Raw genomic sequence first — 18,358 nt, 5'->3', positions numbered from 1 at the left:
GACGTGCTCCTCGGGCGATGCGCGGCGGTGGTGAGATCAGGCCCGGGCGTGGGCGTACGCCGGGGCGGCGAGGCCGCGCAGGGCCTCGATGGCCTCGGCCGGGTCCTTGCCGTTGTAGACCGCCGAGCCCGCCACGAAGCAGTCCACACCGGCTTCGGCGGCCTGCTCGATGGTGTCGGCGTTGATGCCGCCGTCGATCTCGACCAGCAGCTTCAGGTGGCCGGTGTCGACCAGCTGCCGCGCCTTGCGGACCTTGTCGAGCACGTCGGCGATGAACTTCTGGCCGCCGAAGCCCGGCTCGACCGACATCACCAGCAGGGTGTCGTAGTGCTTGAGGACCTCGACGTAGTCGTCGAAGTTGGTGCCCGGCTTGATCGCCAGACCGGCCTTGGCGCCGGCGGCGCGCAGGTCCTTGGCGAGGTTGACCGGGTTGTGGGCGGCCTCGACGTGCACGGTGACGTTGTGCGCGCCGGCCTCGGCGTAACCGGGGGCCCAGCGGTCCGGGTCCTCGATCATGAGGTGGCAGTCGATCGGGATGTCGGTCGTCTTGAGGATGGACTGGACGACCGGCAGGCCCAGCGTGAGGTTCGGCACGAAGTGCGCGTCCATCACGTCGACGTGGAGCCAGTCGGCCCGCTTGCCGGGCTCTCCGCCGACGGCGGAGATCTCGTCGGCGAGCCGGGCGAAATCTGCGGAGAGGATGGAAGGCGCGATCATCGGCTGGTTCGACACATGCGCGAGTTTAAATGCCACCGGCCGCGCCGACCGCCACGCCCTCCTCCGACGGTCGCGTCCCCGTGACGAACGGTCGCGGGGACGCGCCTTTCTCGGTCAAGCCCGCTGCCTGCGCTTGATCGCGTAGTAGGCGATCGCCAGCACCACCAGGGCCGGCACGCCCGCCTTCCACGCGGTGTTGAACTGCTCGGTGAACGGCGTCGTCAGCAGCACGGCGGCCACGAACAGCATCGCCAGCGCGGTGGTCACCGGGGCGCCCGGCAGCCGCACCGGCGAGGGCTCCAGGCCCTGGGCGGCGCGACGGCGGCGGAACACCAGGTGCGAGCCGAAGATCATCAGCCAGACCACCAGCGCCGCGAACAGCGCCAGGCCCATGAGCAGCGGGAACGCGCTCTTTTCGGTGAAGAACGCCAGCGCGGAGGCCAGCGCCAGGCCCAGCGCGGACAGCACCAGGGCGCGTCGCGGGACGCCGTTGGAGCTCACCCCGGCGAACCACTTGGGGGCGTAGCCGTCGAGCGCCAGCGAGTGGGTCATCCGGGCGGTCAGGTACAGGTTGGTGTTCATCGCCGACAGGGCCGCGGTGAGCACCACGAAGTTCATGATCCCGGCCGCCGCGGGGATGCCGACCATGCTGAACAACCGCACGAACGGGCTCTCGGAGACCGCGTCGGAGGACGACACCTCGTTCCACGGCAGGATCGAGACGACCACGGCCATGCCCAGCACGTAGAACAGCGCGAGCCGCAGCACGGTGTTGCGGGCGGCGCGCGGGACGGCGCGGGACGGGTCGCGGGACTCGGCGGCGGTCATCGAGAACGCCTCGGTGCCCAGGTAGGAGAAGGTGACCACGGTCAGCGCGAGCCACACCGCGCCGAGGCCGTTGGGCAGGAAGCCGCCGTGCTCGGTGAGCGCCCCCACGCCCGCGGGGGCGTGCCCGGGCAGGCCGAAGACGATGTAGATGACGCCGAGCGCGATGAACACGACGATGGTGGCGACCTTGATCATGGCGAACCAGTACTCGAACTCGCCGAAGAAGCGCACCGCCGCGAAGTTGACCGCCAGCATCACCACGGAGAAGCCCACGACCGGCACCCACAGGGGGATCTGCGGGTACCAGAACTGGAGGTAGAGGCCGGCGGCGATGACCTCGCTGCCGATGTTGACCACCTGCGCGGCCCAGTACATCCAGCGCGAGACGAAACCGGGCAGGCCGCCGAGGTACTCGCGGATGACGGCGCCGAAGCCGCCCGCCTCGGGGTGGACCACGACCATCTCGGCCAGCGCGTAGGCCAGCGCCAGCGCGGCCAGGGCGGCCACGGCGTAGGCGATGATCACGGCAGGTCCGGCGACCGAGATCGCCAGCCCGGAACTGAGGAACAGTCCGGTCCCGATCGCGCCGCCGATGGCGATCATGCCCACCTGGCGCGCGGACAGCGCCCGGCGCAACCCGGACTGCTCGGCCGGTGCGGTGTCCTCGACCACCTGCTGCCTCCTGCTCCTTGCCGATCTACAACGCCCCAGCACCTTACGACCCGCACCGCTTCCCGCGGGCCCTCGGCTACCGAAGCGTTGCCTGCGACGGGTGCAACACCGGGAGCACGACAGTTTTAGTGAAAACTGTCCGGGCAAAAGGGACATTGATCATGGACAGTTCTGGCAAAAACTGTCCCCCTCCAGAACCACGGAGCCCCCGGGGAGACGACCGCGGCGCGGGAGACAGCGCAGGAAGCGCTCAGCGGGGGAGGGTGAGGGTGATGGGGGTGGACTCCTCGACCGAGCGGCTGACCGTGCAGTAGTTCTCGATCGCCCGCTGGACGGCGTCGAGGAGCTTGTCGCGGTCCGGCACGCCGTCGAGGTCGGCGTCGAGGGAGACCTGGATCTCGGCGAACTTGTGGTCGTCGTCCGGGTTCTTGGTGCGGTCGGCGCGGGCGACGAGCTCGCCGTCCTCGCCGATCCGGCGGATGACGAGGTTCTCGCTGGTCACCGCGGAGCAGGCGGCGACGGCCGCGAGCAGCAGCTCACCGGGGGTGAAGGCGCCGGGCGCGCCGTCGCGGCCCACCGCGACCTCGGCGCCGCGCGAGTTGGTCGCGGTGAACGTGTGCTCGCCGGTGCGGGTCACTTCGACCGGAGTGGAGGACATGGGACCACCTTCGAAATCGTCGACTGCCTCGGCAGAACCACCGCGCTCCCCGCGTTGTTCCCACCGGAGGGAGATCAGCTCTCCCCGATGTCCTCGTTCCAGAGGCGGGGGTGCGCGGCGATGAAGTCGGCCATCATGCGGGTGCAGCCGGGGTCGTCGAGGACGACGACGTCCACGCCGTGCTCGGCCAGCCAGTCGTGGCCGCCGTGGAAGTTGCGGGCCTCGCCGATGACGACCCGCCCGATGCCGAACTGCCTGATCAGCCCGCTGCAGTACCAGCACGGCGACAGGGTCGTGACCATCGTCGTGTCGGCGTAGGAGCGCTGGCGCCCGGCGTCGCGGAAGGCCGCGGTCTCGCCGTGCACCGACGGGTCGTCGTCCTGCACCCGCCGGTTGTGCCCGCGCCCGAGCACCGCGCCGTCGGGGCCGATCAGCGCGGCGCCGATGGGGATGCCGCCGGAGGCCAGGCCCGCCTCGGCTTCGGCGACGGCGACCCGCAACCACTGCCCGTAGTCCACTGCGGACACTCCTTCGTCAGAACCGGGACCGTCAGACCCGGAAGAGGGCGCAGAACATCGCGTCGGTGCCGTGCCGGTGCGGCCACAGCTGCACGCCCGGCCCGTCGCCCAGGTCGGGGACGTCCGGGAAGTGCTCGCGCGCGTCGAGCTGGGTGACGCCGGTGCGCCGCACGACGTCGGCCACCACGCCCTCGGTCTCGGGCAGGTGCGGCGAGCACACGACGTAGCCGACGATCCCGCCGGGCCGGGTGAGCTCGATCGCCGAGAGCAGCAGTTCGCGCTGCAGCTTGGTCAGCTCCCCGACGTCGCCGGGCGTGCGCCGCCAGCGCGCCTCGGGGCGCCGCCGCAGGGCGCCGAGCCCGGTGCACGGCGCGTCGACCAGCACCCGGTCGAAACCCGGTTCCAGGCCGGGAGAACGGCCGTCGGCGGTGTGCACGGTCACCGACAGGCCCTCGGTGGTCTTGCGCACCAGGTCGGCCCGGTGCGGCGCCTGCTCGACGGCGTCGAGCGTCCCGCCGTCGAGCGTGACGAGCGCGCCCAGCAGTCCGGCCTTGCCGCCGGGTCCGGCGCACAGGTCCAGCCAGCGCAGGTCGGAGCCGGTGACCTCGGGCTTGGTGACGGCGAGGCTGACCAGCTGGGACCCCTCGTCCTGGACGACGGCGAAGCCCTCCTGCACCGGTTCCAGGTCACCCGGGTCGCCGGCGCCGGACTCCAGCCGCACGCCGTAGGGCGAGTAGGGCGCGGGGTCGCCGCCGGTGATGGCGGCGAGCTCGTCGGCGCTGATCTCGCCGGGCCGCGCGGTCAGGTGCACGGCGGGGCGGGCGTCGTCGGCGGCCAGCGCGGCTTCGAGCTCGTCGAGCCCGAGAGCGTCGGCGAAGGCCTGCGCGATCCACTTCGGATGCGCGTGCTTCATCGCCAGGTGGCCGACGGGGTCCTTGTCCCGATCCGGGGCGATCGCCTCGACCCACTGCTGCTCGTCCTTCTCGGCCGCGCGCCGCAGCACGGCGTTGGCGAAACCGGAGAGCTTGGAACCGTTCTCGAACCGCACGATGTCCACAGTGGAGGCCACGGCGGCGTGCGCGGGGATGCGGGTGCGCAGGATCTGGTACACCCCGACGCGCAGCGCGTCGAGCAGCTTCGGGTCCATCTCGGACAGCGGGCGCGTGCTGCACTCGCCGATCACCGCGTCCAGCAGGCCCTGCGCCCGGCAGGCGCCGTAGGTGAGCTCGGTGGCCAGCGCCGCGTCCCGGCCGGTGAGGCGCCGCTGCTGGAGCAGCGGGGGCAGCGCGAGGTTGGCGTAGGCGTCGCGCTCGCGGACCGCGCGCAGCGTCTCCACCGCGACCAGCCGCACCGGGTCGACGTCCACCGGTCGCGGGTTGGCCTTGCGCTGCGGCGGGCGGGCCTTCGACGGGCGGGAGGGCCGTCGGCGGCGTTCAGTCACTGGAGCTTGTCTCCTTGCTCGATGCGGGTTCCGCGCGCCCAGTCGGTGGCGGCCATGCGCTTCTTGCCCGCCGCCTGGACCTGACCGAGCGCGACGGCGGTGGTGCCGGTGCCGACCAGGACCCGGCGCTTCTCGGCCTCGATCCGCCCGGGCGGCAGCTGCTCGTCGGTGATCGTGACGGGGCCGAGCTTGAACCGCTCCTCCCCCAGCCACGCCCACGCGCCGGGCTCGGGCGTGACGGCGCGGATCAGCCGGTCGACGGCCGCGGCGGGCGCGGTGAAGTCGACCTTGGCGTCCTCGACGGTGACCTTGGGCGCGTAGCTGACGCCGTCGGCGGGCTGCTCCTCGGCGCGCACGCTGCCGTCCTCGACGCCGTCGAGGGTGGCCACCAGCAGGCCGGCACCCGAGATCGACAGGCGTTCCAGCAGCTCACCGGCGGTGTCGGTGGCGCGGATCTGCTCGGTGACCACGCCGAAGACCGGTCCGGCGTCGAGTTCGCGGACGATGCGGAAGGTGCTGGCGCCGGTGATCTCGTCGCCGTGCCGGATGGCGGCCTGCACCGGCGCGGCACCGCGCCACGCGGGCAGCAGCGAGAAGTGCAGGTTGATCCAGCCGTGCCGCGGGATCGCCAGCGCCTCCTCGCGCAGCAGCGCGCCGTAGGCGACGACCGGGCAGCAGTCGGGGTCGATCTCGCGCAGCCGCGCCAGGAACTCCGGGTCGGAGGCCTTGGCGGGGGTGAGGACCTCGATGCCGTGCTCGTCGGCGAGCGCCCCGACGGGCGAGCGCACCAGCTTGCGGCCGCGCCCGGCGGGCGCGTCGGGCCGGGTGACCACGGCGGCGACCTCGTGCCGGTCGGAGTCGATCAGCGCCTGCAGCGCGGGCACGGCGGGCGCGGGCGTTCCGGCGAAGACCACGCGCATGCTCAGCGGCCTCCGAACAGCGGGTGCGGGTTCTGCTTGATGACCGGGGTGGCGCCGTCGAACCAGGGGGCCTGGCGGATCTCGCGCATCGCGGCCTTGCGGGTCTCCTCGTCGAGCCGGTCGAGGAACAGCACGCCGTCGAGGTGGTCGGTCTCGTGCTGGATGCAGCGCGCGAGCAGGTCGGTGCCCTCGACCTCGACGGGCTCGCCGTGGAGGTTCCAGCCGCGCGCGACGACGTGCTGGGAGCGCAGGCAGTCCCAGGACATGCCGGGGATGGACAGGCAGCCCTCGGGCCCGAGCTGGTCGTCGCCGCCGACGGCGGTCCAGGTGGGGTTGATGAGGTGCCCGGCGAAGCCGTCGCAGTGGTAGGTGAACACGCGCAGGCTCACGCCCAGCTGGGGCGCGGCGAGTCCGGCTCCGCCCTGGTCCTCCATGGTGTCCCAGAGGTCCTTGACGAGGGTGCGCAGCTCCTTGTCGAAGTCGACCACCTCGTCGGCCTTGGTGCGCAGGACGGGGTCGCCGAAGAGTCTGATCGGCTGGACGGTCACCTGGTCTCCCTCACGTCGGCTACGACCCGACGAGTCTAGTAGCCGGACGCGCGCCCCGGCCGACCGCCGCACCTGCGGCCGGGGCGCGCTCGGTCAGGGAGTCGGCAGCACCACTCCGGCCGCGCCGCCGCCCCGGCGGTGGGGTTCGGCGGCGGCGAGCCACCGGCCGTCCGGGAGGCGTTCGACGCCGGTGGCGGCGCCGATCTCGTCGGTGGTCTCGAAGCGGTGGCCGAGCGCTTCGAGCTTCGCCGCCTCGGGCTGGGCGAGGAAGGCGGGTTCGGCGTCGGTGGTGGCGCTGTTGCGCTGCGAGGCGCGGGGTTCGGCGATCGCGTCGACCAGCGACAGGCCGCGGTCGAGCCGGCCGGTGAGGGTCTGCAGCACGGTGGTGATGATCGTCGCCCCGCCGGGGCTGCCGAGCGCGAGCGCGGGCCGGCCGTCGTGGAGCACGATCGTCGGGCTCATCGAGCTGCGCGGCCGCTTGCCCGGTCCCGGCAGGTTCGGGTCGGGCACGCCGGGGGTGACCGGGGTGAAGCTGAAGTCGGTGAGCTCGTTGTTGAGCAGGAACCCGCGTCCGGGCACGACGATGCCGCTGCCGCCGGTCTGCTCGATGGTCAGCGTGTAGGACACGACGTCGCCGCGCGCGTCGGCCACGGTCAGGTGCGTGGTGTTGGGGCCCTCGTAGGGCTCGCCACTCCCCTTTTCGCTGGGGCAGCCCTGCGGGGCGGCCGGGTCGCCGGGCGCGACGGGCGCGGGCAGGGCGGCGTCGTCGCTGATCAGGCATTCGCGGGAGGCTGCGAACTCGTCGTCGAGCAGACCGTCGGTGGGCACGTCGGAGAACGCGGGGTCGCCGACCCACCGGTTGCGGTCGGCGAAGCCGAGCTTGCTCGCCTCCAGGTAGCGGTGCAGGTAGCCGGTCTTGTCGGCGGCGGTGAGGTCGGAGCGTTCCAGGATGTTGAGCGCTTCGCCGACGGTGGTGCCGCCGGAACCCGACGGCGCCATGCCGTAGACGTCGAGCCCGCGGTAGCCCGAGCGCGTGGGCTCGCGGTCGAGGGCCCGGTAGTCGCGCAGGTCCTCGGTGGTCATGGCCCCGGGCCGCACGGTGCGGCCGGAGGCGGGGTCGACGGGCGGGTGGTTGACGGTGCGGACGAGGTCGGCGCCGATGTCGCCGGAGTGCAGCGCCTCCACGCCCTGCTCGCCGAGCTGGCGGTAGGTCTCGGCGAGGTCGGGATTGCGGAACACGCTGCCGACGGCCGGGGGCTGCCCGCCGGGCAGGAACAGGTCGCGGGTGGCGGGGAAGGCGCTGAAGCGCTCCTGGTTGTCGGCGGTCTGCTCGCGGAAGGTGTCGTCGACGACGAAGCCCTCGCGCGCGAGCTTCTCGGCCGGGCGCAGCACCTCGGCGAGGTCCTTCTCGCCCCAGCGCTCCAGGGCGCGCTGCCAGGTCCGCGGCGTGCCGGGCACGCCGACGCCGAGCCCGCTGGTCACCGCTTCGTCGAAGGGGATCGGCTCGCCGTGGTCCAGGAACAGGTCCTCGCCCGCTGCCGACGGAGCGGTCTCGCGGCCGTCGATCGTCTCGACGCGGCCGGTCGAGGCGTCGTAGTGCACGAAGTACCCGCCTCCGCCGATGCCCGCGGAGTAGGGCTCGGTGACGCCGAGCGCGGCGGCGGTGGCCACGGCGGCGTCGGCCGCGGTTCCCCCGCGTCGCAGCACGTCCAGGCCCGCCCGGGTGGCGTCGGGGTCGACGCTGGAGACCGCGCCGCCGTACCCGACGGCTTCGGCCTGCTTGGGCGGTTCCGGTTCCGCCTGGGCCACCGGGATCACCGGCGCCAGCAGCGCGCACGCGCCGAGCGCGCTCACGCCCACCCGGATGCTCGACCTCATGTGTCCTCCTCCTTCTGACGACGACGGGCCGCCCGCCTCCCAGCCGGAAGGCGAACGGCCCGTGCCCGTTCTTCAGCCCCTCGGCGCGAGGGCCGCGTCGTGGTACCTGCAGTTCGGCGCCCACAGGAGGAAGGAGTTCATCCCGTTGCTGCGGGCGGCGTCGATCTGCGCCGCGACCTCTCCCGGACCGTAGGACACCCCGAGGCTGAAGTCCTGCAACCACGGGATGATCTGCACGTCCGTGCCCTCGACGGCCTTGGCGAACGCCCCGAGGGAGCGGGCCACGATGTCGTAGGGCTGGCTGTTGGGGTTGCCGACGCCGAACTCCCCGGCCGCCCAGTGCGACGGGTAGACCATCGGCGCGATGTAGTCGACGTACTGCGACATCTGGCGGATGTCCTGGGCGATCTCGGTGGGCCGGTCCACGGCGATGCCGAACACCGACGCGCCGAGCAGCGCGCCGCGCGAGCGGACCTCGGTCTGGGTCTGGCGCAGGAAGTCGGCGATGGCCGCCTCCGGGGTGCCGACCAGGTTCGGGATCCGCATCTCGTTGATGTGGCCGTCCGGCCGCCGCACGTAGTCGTAGAGCACGTCGTCGAAGCCCAGCTGCGCGGCCTCGGCGGCGATGTCGACGTTGTACTGGCGCACCACCGGGTCGGCGAAGTTGGTGAAGGCGTACTGGCCGTAGCCGCTGGACCAGGGCGAACCGCCCGCGGTCTGCACGACGCGCTCGGGGTGGCCGCTGTTCCAGGAGGCCGCGCCGAGCACCGGGTCCTTGAAGGCGACGAGCCGGCCGACGACCCGCACGCCCATGCCGTGCAGCTGGTCGAGGGTCTGGCGGGCGTTGTAGTAGCCCTTGACCGCGCCGATCTGCTGGGCCATCGGCACCTGGGAGTCGTAGACGACCTCGCCGCTCTCGTCCTTGAGGTCGAGCTCGACGGTGTCGATCTTGCCCTGGCGGGCCAGGTCCAGGATCGGCTCGCGCAGCGAGTCGCTGGTCCAGGCCATGCCGGTGACGTGCACCGCGCGCATGCCCGGGTGTTTGATGTGGACGGTCATGGTGCGCTCGGCCTTGTTGCCCGCCGCGTCGGTGGCCACGACCTTGACGTCGCGGTCGGGCTTGTCGACGACGACGCTGAACGCGCCCTGCGGATCGGTCCTGACCTGCTTGCCCGCGACCTCCACGCGCTCGGCGCCGTGCGCCTTGCCGGTGACGGTGACCGGGCGGTTGGGCCCGTCCGGTCGCAGCGAGTCATCGACCTGGAGGTCCGGCGGCGTGGTGTCCACAGTGAACTCGTGACTCGTGGTGTCTGAACCGAGCCAGGAGATGCTCCGCGGGGCTTCCACGACGAGCTCGTGCTTGCCGTCCGGAAGACCGGCGGGAGCCAGGGTCAGACCACCCGGGACCTGCCGCGCGGCGACTTCCCGGCCGTCGACCGTGATCTTGGCGCTGTTCACGCCCTGGATACCCAATTCGGCATCCGTGTTCACCGGTTGAGCCAGACCGGTGATCTTCACGTCCTCAGTGGACAGTGTGCGCAACAGGAGGAAACCGAAGAGCACCACCAGGGCGGTCACTACTCCGATCACCACGTACTTGGGCATTCCGGCGCTGATGGCCTTGATGCGGGCGCGCGCAGACGCAGCATCCGACATCGGTTTCGCCTCCCCGACTTAGGCGAACTCGCGCGGTGCACGAATTTCCTTGCTGGACAATTGGGATCGGCCGCGACTGCGCGGCCGGGGAACCCACTGTCGCAGTCGGATCGGGCTAGATCAATTGGCCACTTGGAGTATCCCGGCGGCGGAACCTGATCTATACCGTTGGTTCCGATGTTGCCTTCCAGAACCGCGCTCCGCGCCGCCGCTCTCGTGATGCTGTGCGCCTCGGCCGCGTGCAGCGCACCCGCCGCGCCCGCTCCGCCACCGCCGCCCGCCGCTCCCGCCGCACCGCCCGCTCCCCCGCCGCCCCCGGACCCGGCCTCGGTCGGGGCCAACGAGCTCGGGGACGTGCCGGTGCTGATGTACCACCGCATCACACCCGCTCCGAGCAGCGTCTACGACCGCACCCCCGACGATTTCCGCGCCGAGCTGGAGCGCCTGGTCCGCGAGGATTACGTTCCGGTGACGGCCACCGAGTACGCCACCGGGAAGATCGACATCCCGGCGGGCAAGCACCCCGTGGTGCTCACCTTCGACGACGGTTCCGCCTCGCAGTTCACTGTGGACACTTCGGGCAATCCGGCCCCGGACTCGGCGATCGGCATCCTGCTGTCGGTCGCGAAGGACAACCCGGGTTTCCGCCCGGTGGCGACGATGTACGTGTTCAACCCGCCGTTCGAGGAACCCACCGGTCGGCGCAGTCTCACCTGGTTGCACGACAACGGTTTCGAGATCGGCAACCACACCCTCGACCACCCCAACCTCGGCAAGGTCTCCTCCGAGCAGGCCCAGCACGAGATCGCCGGGATGCAGAAGATCATCACCGACGCGGTTCCGGGACTGCGGGTGGACTCGCTGGCGCTGCCGCTGGGCATGCACCCCGACGACGAGGCGCTGGCCTCCGACGGCTCGGCCGACGGGGTCACCTACCACCACACCAGCGTGATGCTGGTGGGCTCCAACCCGGCTCCCTCGCCGTTCAGCACCGATTTCGACCCGGCGAACATCCCGCGGATCCGCTCGCAGGGCCCCACCGGCGAGGACGCGAACTACGGCTCGACGGCGTGGCTGGACAAGCTCGCCGCCGACCCGGCCTCGCGCTACACCTCCGACGGCGACCCGGCCAAGACTTCGGCGCCGAACTCGGCCACGACGCAGCCGGCCCCCTCCGCGCCGAACGTGCAGCGCTACTGACCCGAGTGGTGACCGGTTCGCGCCCGCGAGGAGCAGCGGAGTGCGGCAGTTCGCCGAAACCGGATGGCGGGAGTGAACCGGTCACCACTCGTTGGTTGTGCCTGTCAGCGAGAATTTGCCCACCCGCAGGCTGATCGTGATCAACCCGTAAGCAGCGTTGGTATGAACGTGTTACGTGCGCTGACACGGCCGGGTAAGCGCGACACGGAGGGTGAGTCAGCTGCTAGCGTCCCGCCATCATCTTCGCCGCAGAAACCGGAGGGGGGTTTCCGCTGGTGACGTCACAGGACGCCGAGACTCATCACCGGACCATCAAGAAGCGGCTCTCGCGCGCGCTCACGCTGCCGATCGTGCTGCTGTCGGTCGTGCTGCTGTCCTCGACCGTGCCGCAGGGAGTCGAATCCTTCGTCGTCTGGCGGATCGGGGTCGCGGCCAAGGACGCCGGCGGATCGGCGATGCGCGCCTTCGCGGCGCTGCAGCGCGAGCGGGACCTGTCGGTGCGCGAAGGCATCCCGACCGCGCAGCTGGGGGCTGCGCGCGTCACCACCGACCGCACCACCACCGAGCTCATCCGCACGCTGGACTCGCTGACCGACTACGCGCCCGAGCCGATCGCGGTCAAGACCGCGCAGCTCAAGGAGCAGTTCGCCGAGCTGCCGCAGCGCCGCCTGCTCGCCCAGGGACAGCTCAACCAGCGCGCGACGGTCGAGTACTTCAACACCGTCATCGACACCGGCATCGACCTGTTCGACACCCAGTCCCGGCTGGCCCACGACATCCAGGTCACCCAGGACGGCATCACCGCCACCGAGCTGCTGCGCGCCTCGGACCTGATGCGGCGGGCCGCGATGCTCGGCGGGTCGGCGGTGGACTCGGGCCGCTTCGAGGCCGGCGAGCACCACGCGTTCGCCGAGCAGGTGTTCACCTACCGCAGCCGGATCGGTTCCGAGAGCGCGCACGCCGCCCCGCAGGTGCAGCAGCGCTACCGCGCGCTGATCGCCTCGCCCGCGTGGCAGCGGCTCACCGCGGTCGAGGACCGGCTGATCGCCGACGGCGCGGGCGGCGCGCACGCGTTCTCCCCGGAGCAGCAGCGCGCCTGGCACGACGACGTCGCCACCGTCGGCCGCGATCTCAACGACCTGGCGCTGGCCCAGTCCGACCACGCGGTCACGCTCGGCATGACGCAGGCCTACTCGAAGTTCCTGTGGACCATCCTGGTGGTGCTGGTCGCGCTGGCGGCGGTCGCGCTGTGCTGGTGGTACTCGTGGCGCAACATCGGGCTGGCCGAGCAGGTCCTGCAGCGGCTGGCGGGGTTGCGCGACGCGGTGCTGCACCGCACCCACGACCTGCTGCCGCCGATCCTGGCGCGCGCCCGCGAGGGCAAGGCTGTCGACGTCGACGAGGAGCTGGGCAAGCTGGACTTCGGCCGCGACGAGATCGGTCAGGTCGCCGAGGCGATGGAGACCTCGCAGCGGGCCACCATCGACGCGACGATCAACGAGGCGGGCACGCACGCGGCGTTCCGCAGCGCCATCGCCGCGATCGCCAGCGGCCAGCAGACCCTCATCCAGCAGGCGATGGTGCTCATCGACACCGCCGAGCACGACGAGCAGGACCCGGCGAAGCTGCGCCGGTTGCTGCAGGTCGACAGCACCGTGACGCGGCTGCGCCGCAAGATCGAGAACCTGCGGGTGCTGGCCGGGGACCGGCCCGGCCGGCGCTGGCGGGACCCGGTGCCGCTGAGCAAACTGGTGCAGTCGGCCATCGGCGAGACCGAGCACTACACGCGGATCAACGTCCGCGCGGTGCCGCCGGTGGCGGTCAAGGGCCCGGCGGTGACCGACACGATCCGGGTGCTGGCCGAGCTGATGGACAACGCCACCCGCTTCTCGCCGCCGAACGCGCCGGTGCTGGTGAAGGTCGACCGCGCCCCCGGCGGCGGGGTGCTGGTGGAGATCGAGGACCGCGGTCTCGGGATGCCCGAGGCCGATCGCGACCGGATCAACGAGACCCTGTCCGCGCCACCGGATTTCACCGCCACCTCGGTGCAGGACGACGTCCGGCTGGGCATGGTGGTGGTGTCGCGGCTGGCGCAGCGGCGCGGCATCGAGGTCAGCCTCAGCGCCGGGAAGGGCTCGGGAACGCGGGCCTCGGTGGTGCTGCCCGGCGACCTCATCACCTCGGTCGCGCAGCCCCGGCACAACGCCGACCGCACCGACCGGCAGAACGCCGAGTCGACCGTGCGCATCCGCCGCAAGCCCCGCAGCGCGCCCGCGCCGACCGGCCCGCAGGACACCGGCGGCCTGCCGCAGCGCAGACGCGGCACCACGCTCGCGCGGCTGACGTCCAGCACCGCGGACGACGAGGCGGAACCCCAGGCCGAGGAGCAGCGCCCGTCGGGCTCGGCGGCGTTCCTGAACAAGATCCAGCGCGCCCGTTCTCAGCAGGAGGGACGTTCGTGAGCAGCGACAACCTGAGCTGGTTGCTCGAGGATTTCCACCGCCAGGTGCCGGACGCGCGGGGGCTGATCCTGTTCTCCGCCGACGGCCTGCCGACCGCGTCGTCGGGCCTGTCCGAGGAGGACGCCGACGCCCTGGCGGCGCTGGGCGCGTCGATCAACAGCACGGTGAGCACCGCCAGCGCCCGCACCCGCTCGGGGCGGGTGCGCCAGACCCTGGTGGAGAGCGACGACGCGTACCTGCTGCTCACCCGCGCCGCCGAGCGCACCGGGCTGCTGGTGGTCGTGGCGATCACGGCGGACCTGGAGCTCGCGGCCTCGGCGGTGGAGCAGCTGGTCACGCGCGTGGGCGCGCACCTGGCGACGCCGGCTCGGCGGTGAGGCGGCATGGCCGAGTGGAGCGATGACGAACCCGGGCCGCTGGTGCGGCCCTACGTGCACACCGGCGGCCGCACCGACGTCACCAGCGAGGAGCTGGACGTCTCGGCCCTGCTGCGCACCACTCCCGAACCCGACGAGCAGGAGCTGTCGCTGAGCGCGGCGACGGTGCGGGAGCTGTGCGAGACACCGGTTTCGCTGGCGGAGATCGCCGCGGAGCTGGAGAGCCCGATCTCGGTGGCGCGCGTCCTGGTCTGCGAACTCGTCGACCGGGGCCTGCTGCGGGTGTCCGCGCCGCGCACCGACCACCCCGACATTTCGTTCTTGGAGAGGCTGCGCAACGATGTCCGGAACCTTTGACCCGAGCACGACCTCGGCGAAGATCGTGATCGCCGGGGCGTTCGGCGTCGGCAAGACCACCATGATCACCAAGCTCACCGACCGGGAACCGCTGCGCACCGAGGAGATCCTCACCGAGGCGGGCGTGGGCGTCGACGACCTGTCGGGCGTGGAGAGCAAGCAGACGACGACGGTGGCGCTGGACTTCGGCCGCCTGGACCTGCCCAGCGGCCCGAAGCTCTACCTGTTCGGCACCCCGGGTCAGGACCGCTTCTGGCCGATGTGGGACAGCATCGCCCTCGGCGCCCTGGGCGCGATCGTCATCGTCGACCCGGACCGGCTGGGTCAGTGCTTCGCCATCCTCGACTTCTTCGAGGACCGCGGCATCCCGTTCGTCGTCGCGGTCAACGAGTTCGAGGGCGCCACCCGCCGCGAACCGGACCAGATCGCCGCCGCCCTGGACCTCGACCCCGACATCCCGGTCCTGCACTTCGACGCCAGGAGCAAACCCGACACCAAGGAAGTCCTGGTCACAGTCCTCAGCAGAGCAATCGACCACCGCACCACCCCAGCCCCAACCCGCTAGACCCCGGCAACGTCACGAACTCACGTGCCCGAGCGCCACTGCACTGATCGGCTGATCGAGCGCCGATCCACCGCCCCGCGCTCCCGGCGTGCGGTTCACTGACCTCCCTGCTGGATCGCGCAACGATGAGGAGCGGGGTTGCGGAAAGTCGATGTCAAGGGGTACTTCCGGAAAGGCAACTGGGTCAGGCCGCACACGCGACGTGGGCCGAGGCGCAGGACCCTCGGAGCGATCGCCATCGTGCTCGGCGGTTCGGTTGCGCTGGGGAGCGGGGGCACGGCGGCATTCGAAGGAGCGTCTGCGCACAACCCGAAACCACGCTCCTCGCAGACCGCGAAGAGCCCAATCGAGGTGGAGTTGCGGGCGGTCGCACGATGGAGGAGCCGCGGTTACCAGGTCGAGGTAAAGGAACACAGCCAACTCGGTGCCTGCGACACGACGGCTTACGGCGATGTGAAGCGCTTCTTCAGAGCGCACCCGTGCCGGAGCCTGCACCGGTTCATGGCCGACCTCCGCAAGCCGCGCGGCGGCAACGTGGTCGTGGCGGTTTCAACGGTCGACATGCCTGATGTTGACTCGGCCGATGCTTTTAAGGATCTCGTGGACATACATGGCACCGGCAATGTGCTCGAGCTCCCCAAGGAATTCCGCGCGTACCGCAAGGTGACGTTCACCGGCCACCGCTACCGGTCGTGGCAAGACGACAACCTCGTCACCAACGTCCAAGCCGAACCCGTGGTGGGGGCCAAGCTCGGCCTGTTCACGATCACGGAGATCTTGAACCTCGCCGCCTGACCCCTCAAGGCCATGTTCCCGGGGAGCCGATGCGTCGCCAGGGGACAGTTTTAGTCCAAACTGTCCGGACAAAAGGGACATTGATCATGGGTGATTATGGCTAAAACTGTCCACTGCCTCGCACCACGCGCGTGCCGCGCCCCGGATCAGGGCTTGGGGCACCGTTGGTCGCGGGTGAGGGCGTACTCGACGTCGCCGTGCTCGGACCCGGGAATGGGGCCTTCCGGCCAGGTGGTGAAGAAGGTCCGGACGTAGCGCAGGCCGGCCTTCTCCATGACGCGGCGGGAACCGGTGTTGACCGTCATGGTCTGCGCCCACACGCGACTCAGGTCGAGGTCGGTGAATCCCTTGTGGATCAGCGCCCGCGCTCCCTCGGTCGCCAGGCCCTGGCCCCAGGTCGAGCGGCGCAGCCGGTAGCCGAGCTCGAAGGTGCCGACGTCGTCCGGTGAGTTCGGGTGGAACTTGAAAATCCCCAGGAACTCCCCGGTTTCCCGCTCGACGGCGACCCAGTTGCCGTGTCCGGCGTAACGCTCGTAGCGCGCCAGGTACATCGGCATCGTCTCCGACCGGACCTCCTCGAGCGTGCTGGGCACGCCGCCGTTGAGGTACCGCATGACCTCGGGGTCGCTGTTGAGCCGGAACACCTCGGCGGTGTCGTCGGTAGTGAGTTCCCGCAGCACCATGCGCTCGGTCTCCAGGAACACCCGCACTACAGCATCTCCAGCGGGTCCAGGCGCACCTGGAGCTCGGTGGCCTTGCGGGCGGCGCGGATGGCCTGCGCGGCGTGCAGCGAGTCGGCCAGCGCGCGGCCCTCGGTGCGATCGACGCGGACGATGAGGCGTTCGCGCTCGGAGTTGCCGTCCTCGTCGACCTCGCCGAGCGGTACCGGTCCCAGGACTTCGGCGCTGGGCGGCAGATCCGCCGAGTCCAGCAGGGCTTCGATCGCGTCGGTCGTCCCGTCGACGGCGGCGACCCGGCGTGCGGGCGGGAAGCCGAGTTCGGCGCGCTCGGCGAGTTCCTGCGCGGCGTACCAGGCCGGGTCCCACCGCACGAGCGCCTGCACCGGTTGCAGCGACGACTCCGCCATCACCACCACGCGCCCGCCTTCGGACGCGGGCCGCACGAGCGCGGCCGCGGCGAACCACTTGCGCAGCGCGGCCTCGGACGCGCGCAGCTCGGGACGTCCGAGCAGGGTGCGGCCGTCGAGCAGCAGCGCCGCGCCGTAGCCGCCCGCGGCGACGGGCTCGGCTCCGGGCGTGCACACGATCAGCGCGGGCTTGCCGGGCACGTCGGCGAGGATCTCGCCCGCGCCGGAGGTCCGCACCGGGGTTCCGGGGAACGCCCGCCCCAGCTCTTCGGCGGTGCGGCCGGCGCCGACGGCGACCGCGCGCAACCGCCGGGATCCGCACTGCGGGCACTTGAACGCGGCCTCGGAGGTTCCGCACCAGCTGCACGCGGCCGGTTTCGGCATCCCGTCCTCGGTCCCGCCGGGCAGCGACAGCGGGCCCGCGCAACGCCGGCACCGCGCCCGTTCACGGCAATCACCGCAGGCCAGCGCCGGTACGTAACCGCGCCGGGGCACCTGCACGAGCACCGGCGCGCCGTTCTTGAGCGCGGCCCGGGCGGCTTCGAACCCGACCGAGGGCAGCCGCGCGGCGCGGGCGGCGGGGTCGCGCGCCAGCTGCGTGTCGTCCTCGCCGATGGAGGTCACGCGCGGCGCGGCGGCCCGCACCTCGGTGCGGTGCGCGACGAGCTCGTGCGCCCACCCGGACTCGACCAGCAGCGCTGCCTCGGCGGTGCGCGCGAATCCGCCGACGACGAGCGCGGCACCGGCGGTGTGCGCCCGCTGGGTGAGCACGTCGCGGGTGTGCGGGTAGGGCGTCTGCGGGTAGGAGTGCAGGTCGTCGCCGTCGTCCCACACCACGGCCAGCCCGAGGTCGCGGACCGGGGCGAACATCGCCGCCCGGGTCCCGATCACCACGCGCGCGGCGCCGCGCAGGGCGGCGAGCCAGTGCTTGTAGCGCTCGGCGGGGCCGCTGTCGGCGGTCAGCGTCACCACGTCGTCGCCGAGCAGCGCCGCGCAGGCCGCGTGCAGGCGTTTGAGGTCGCGGTGGTCGGGCACGACGATCAGCGCCCCGCGCCCGGACGAAGCGGTGGTGGCGGCGGCTTCGGCGAGCCGCGCGGGCCAGTCCTCCCCCGGCAGCGCCTGCCACACCGCGCGCGCCGGACGACCGGCGCTCAACGCGTCCAAGAAGGACTGCCCGTGCTGATATCGCTGCCACGCGGGCGTTTCCGGCCGCGCGGGCACCGGGACCGGTTCGCGGCGCGCGGACTTCTCGGCGGCGGCGCTGCGCGGCGGGATCGCCAGCCGCAGCACGTCGACGAGCATCCCGCCGTACCGCCCGGCGACGGCGCGGGCCTGGGCGAGCATCGCCGGGGTCAGCACCGGTTCGGGCGAGGCGACTCGTTCCAGCCAGGCCAGGTTGCCCTTGAACTCGGAGGTCGCGACGCGCTCCAGCAGGTAGCCGTCGACGAGCTTGCCGCGGAACCGCACCCGCACCCGCACCCCGGCCTGCGCGTCGGCGTCGAGCCGGTCGGGGATTCGGTAGTCGAACGGGCGGTCCAGGTGCACCGGCAGCGGAACGTCGACGAGCACGCGCGCGATCGGATCGGTCGCCGCCGCCGTGCGCTCGGTCTCCTCCTTCCGCTTCCGCGGCTGCCCACCTGCCATGCCTCTTCTCTACCATGCTCCCCCGTCGCGGCCCG

The 18,358-nt window shown here is 71.9% G+C and carries 17 protein-coding genes; 6 read left to right on the top strand and 11 right to left on the bottom strand.

Annotation, left to right across the window (positions count from 1 at the left end):
* Window positions 1-36: 36 nt before the first annotated feature.
* The 9 genes from rpe to BM424_RS27035 all read right to left on the bottom strand — a co-directional run bounded on the left by rpe (window position 37) and on the right by BM424_RS27035 (window position 9,836).
* Window positions 37-717: a ribulose-phosphate 3-epimerase gene (gene rpe / locus BM424_RS27075; protein WP_093423805.1), complete on the bottom strand. Its 681-nt coding sequence runs from the start codon at window positions 715-717 to the stop codon at window positions 37-39.
* 114 nt (window positions 718-831) lie between these two features.
* Window positions 832-2,217, bottom strand: a complete 1,386-nt coding sequence (locus tag BM424_RS27070) for an amino acid permease (protein ID WP_245776165.1) — start codon at window positions 2,215-2,217, stop codon at window positions 832-834.
* A gap of 250 nt (window positions 2,218-2,467) precedes the next feature.
* A complete protein-coding gene (locus BM424_RS27065; protein WP_093423800.1) occupies window positions 2,468-2,875 on the bottom strand; it encodes an OsmC family protein in 408 nt (135 codons plus the stop codon).
* 74 nt (window positions 2,876-2,949) lie between these two features.
* Entirely contained in the window at window positions 2,950-3,402 is a 453-nt protein-coding gene (locus BM424_RS27060; protein ID WP_093423797.1) for a nucleoside deaminase, read from the bottom strand.
* A 22-nt stretch (window positions 3,403-3,424) separates the two neighbouring features.
* The gene (locus BM424_RS27055) at window positions 3,425-4,834 is read right to left on the bottom strand and encodes an RsmB/NOP family class I SAM-dependent RNA methyltransferase (protein WP_093423794.1); all 1,410 of its coding nucleotides are present in this window, start codon (window positions 4,832-4,834) and stop codon (window positions 3,425-3,427) included.
* Complete coding sequence (gene fmt / locus BM424_RS27050) at window positions 4,831-5,754, bottom strand: methionyl-tRNA formyltransferase (protein WP_093423790.1); 924 nt, start codon at window positions 5,752-5,754, stop codon at window positions 4,831-4,833. The genes BM424_RS27055 and fmt overlap by 4 nt, the downstream gene beginning before the upstream one ends.
* A gap of 2 nt (window positions 5,755-5,756) precedes the next feature.
* On the bottom strand, window positions 5,757-6,302 hold the full coding sequence (gene def, locus BM424_RS27045) for a peptide deformylase (RefSeq protein WP_093423787.1): 546 nt from the start codon (window positions 6,300-6,302) through the stop codon (window positions 5,757-5,759).
* Between the two features lie 93 nt (window positions 6,303-6,395).
* A complete protein-coding gene (ggt, locus tag BM424_RS27040) occupies window positions 6,396-8,180 on the bottom strand; it encodes a gamma-glutamyltransferase (protein ID WP_093423784.1) in 1,785 nt (594 codons plus the stop codon).
* Window positions 8,181-8,252: 72 nt separating this feature from the next.
* The gene (locus BM424_RS27035) at window positions 8,253-9,836 is read right to left on the bottom strand and encodes a putative glycoside hydrolase (protein WP_093423781.1); all 1,584 of its coding nucleotides are present in this window, start codon (window positions 9,834-9,836) and stop codon (window positions 8,253-8,255) included.
* Between the two features lie 177 nt (window positions 9,837-10,013).
* Between BM424_RS27035 and BM424_RS27030 the strand changes: the two genes are divergently transcribed.
* The 6 genes from BM424_RS27030 to BM424_RS28610 all read left to right on the top strand — a co-directional run bounded on the left by BM424_RS27030 (window position 10,014) and on the right by BM424_RS28610 (window position 15,592).
* Window positions 10,014-11,036, top strand: a complete 1,023-nt coding sequence (locus tag BM424_RS27030) for a polysaccharide deacetylase family protein (protein ID WP_093423778.1) — start codon at window positions 10,014-10,016, stop codon at window positions 11,034-11,036.
* Between the two features lie 275 nt (window positions 11,037-11,311).
* Complete coding sequence (locus BM424_RS27025) at window positions 11,312-13,498, top strand: sensor histidine kinase (protein WP_093423775.1); 2,187 nt, start codon at window positions 11,312-11,314, stop codon at window positions 13,496-13,498.
* Window positions 13,495-13,875 (top strand): roadblock/LC7 domain-containing protein, encoded by a 381-nt coding sequence (locus tag BM424_RS27020; RefSeq protein ID WP_093423772.1) that lies wholly within the window; start codon window positions 13,495-13,497, stop codon window positions 13,873-13,875. Before BM424_RS27025 ends, BM424_RS27020 begins: the two co-directional genes overlap by 4 nt.
* A gap of 6 nt (window positions 13,876-13,881) precedes the next feature.
* Complete coding sequence (locus BM424_RS27015; RefSeq protein ID WP_093423769.1) at window positions 13,882-14,232, top strand: DUF742 domain-containing protein; 351 nt, start codon at window positions 13,882-13,884, stop codon at window positions 14,230-14,232.
* On the top strand, window positions 14,216-14,797 hold the full coding sequence (locus BM424_RS27010; protein WP_093423766.1) for a GTP-binding protein: 582 nt from the start codon (window positions 14,216-14,218) through the stop codon (window positions 14,795-14,797). The genes BM424_RS27015 and BM424_RS27010 overlap by 17 nt, the downstream gene beginning before the upstream one ends.
* Before the next feature lie 240 nt (window positions 14,798-15,037).
* Complete coding sequence (locus BM424_RS28610) at window positions 15,038-15,592, top strand: hypothetical protein (RefSeq protein ID WP_139274184.1); 555 nt, start codon at window positions 15,038-15,040, stop codon at window positions 15,590-15,592.
* A gap of 146 nt (window positions 15,593-15,738) precedes the next feature.
* Here the strand turns inward: BM424_RS28610 and BM424_RS27005 are convergent, their stop codons facing one another.
* Both BM424_RS27005 and BM424_RS27000 read right to left on the bottom strand, forming a co-directional pair.
* Window positions 15,739-16,302, bottom strand: coding sequence for a GNAT family N-acetyltransferase (locus BM424_RS27005; RefSeq protein WP_093423763.1), 564 nt, complete (start codon window positions 16,300-16,302; stop codon window positions 15,739-15,741).
* The gene (locus tag BM424_RS27000) at window positions 16,302-18,323 is read right to left on the bottom strand and encodes a primosomal protein N' (protein ID WP_175548285.1); all 2,022 of its coding nucleotides are present in this window, start codon (window positions 18,321-18,323) and stop codon (window positions 16,302-16,304) included. Before BM424_RS27000 ends, BM424_RS27005 begins: the two co-directional genes overlap by 1 nt.
* Window positions 18,324-18,358: the final 35 nt, after the last annotated feature.

Source organism: Saccharopolyspora flava (genome assembly GCF_900116135.1).
Lineage (GTDB): Bacteria > Actinomycetota > Actinomycetes > Mycobacteriales > Pseudonocardiaceae > Saccharopolyspora > Saccharopolyspora flava.
The sequence above is the reverse complement of the archived record's forward strand: the minus strand, read 5'-3'. Positions and strand labels throughout refer to the sequence as shown.

What these genes read in the sequence shown, in the direction of transcription:
- rpe (WP_093423805.1), bottom strand. Translation starts at nt 717, where the DNA reads ATGATCGCGCCTTCCATCCTCTCCGCAGATTTCGCCCGGCTCGCCGAC.
- BM424_RS27065 (WP_093423800.1), bottom strand. Translation starts at nt 2,875, where the DNA reads ATGTCCTCCACTCCGGTCGAAGTGACCCGCACCGGCGAGCACACGTTC.
- fmt (WP_093423790.1), bottom strand. Translation starts at nt 5,754, where the DNA reads ATGCGCGTGGTCTTCGCCGGAACGCCCGCGCCCGCCGTGCCCGCGCTG.
- ggt (WP_093423784.1), bottom strand. Translation starts at nt 8,180, where the DNA reads ATGAGGTCGAGCATCCGGGTGGGCGTGAGCGCGCTCGGCGCGTGCGCG.
- BM424_RS27035 (WP_093423781.1), bottom strand. Translation starts at nt 9,836, where the DNA reads ATGTCGGATGCTGCGTCTGCGCGCGCCCGCATCAAGGCCATCAGCGCC.
- BM424_RS27030 (WP_093423778.1), top strand. Translation starts at nt 10,014, where the DNA reads ATGTTGCCTTCCAGAACCGCGCTCCGCGCCGCCGCTCTCGTGATGCTG.
- BM424_RS27015 (WP_093423769.1), top strand. Translation starts at nt 13,882, where the DNA reads ATGGCCGAGTGGAGCGATGACGAACCCGGGCCGCTGGTGCGGCCCTAC.
- BM424_RS27010 (WP_093423766.1), top strand. Translation starts at nt 14,216, where the DNA reads ATGTCCGGAACCTTTGACCCGAGCACGACCTCGGCGAAGATCGTGATC.
- BM424_RS27000 (WP_175548285.1), bottom strand. Translation starts at nt 18,323, where the DNA reads ATGGCAGGTGGGCAGCCGCGGAAGCGGAAGGAGGAGACCGAGCGCACG.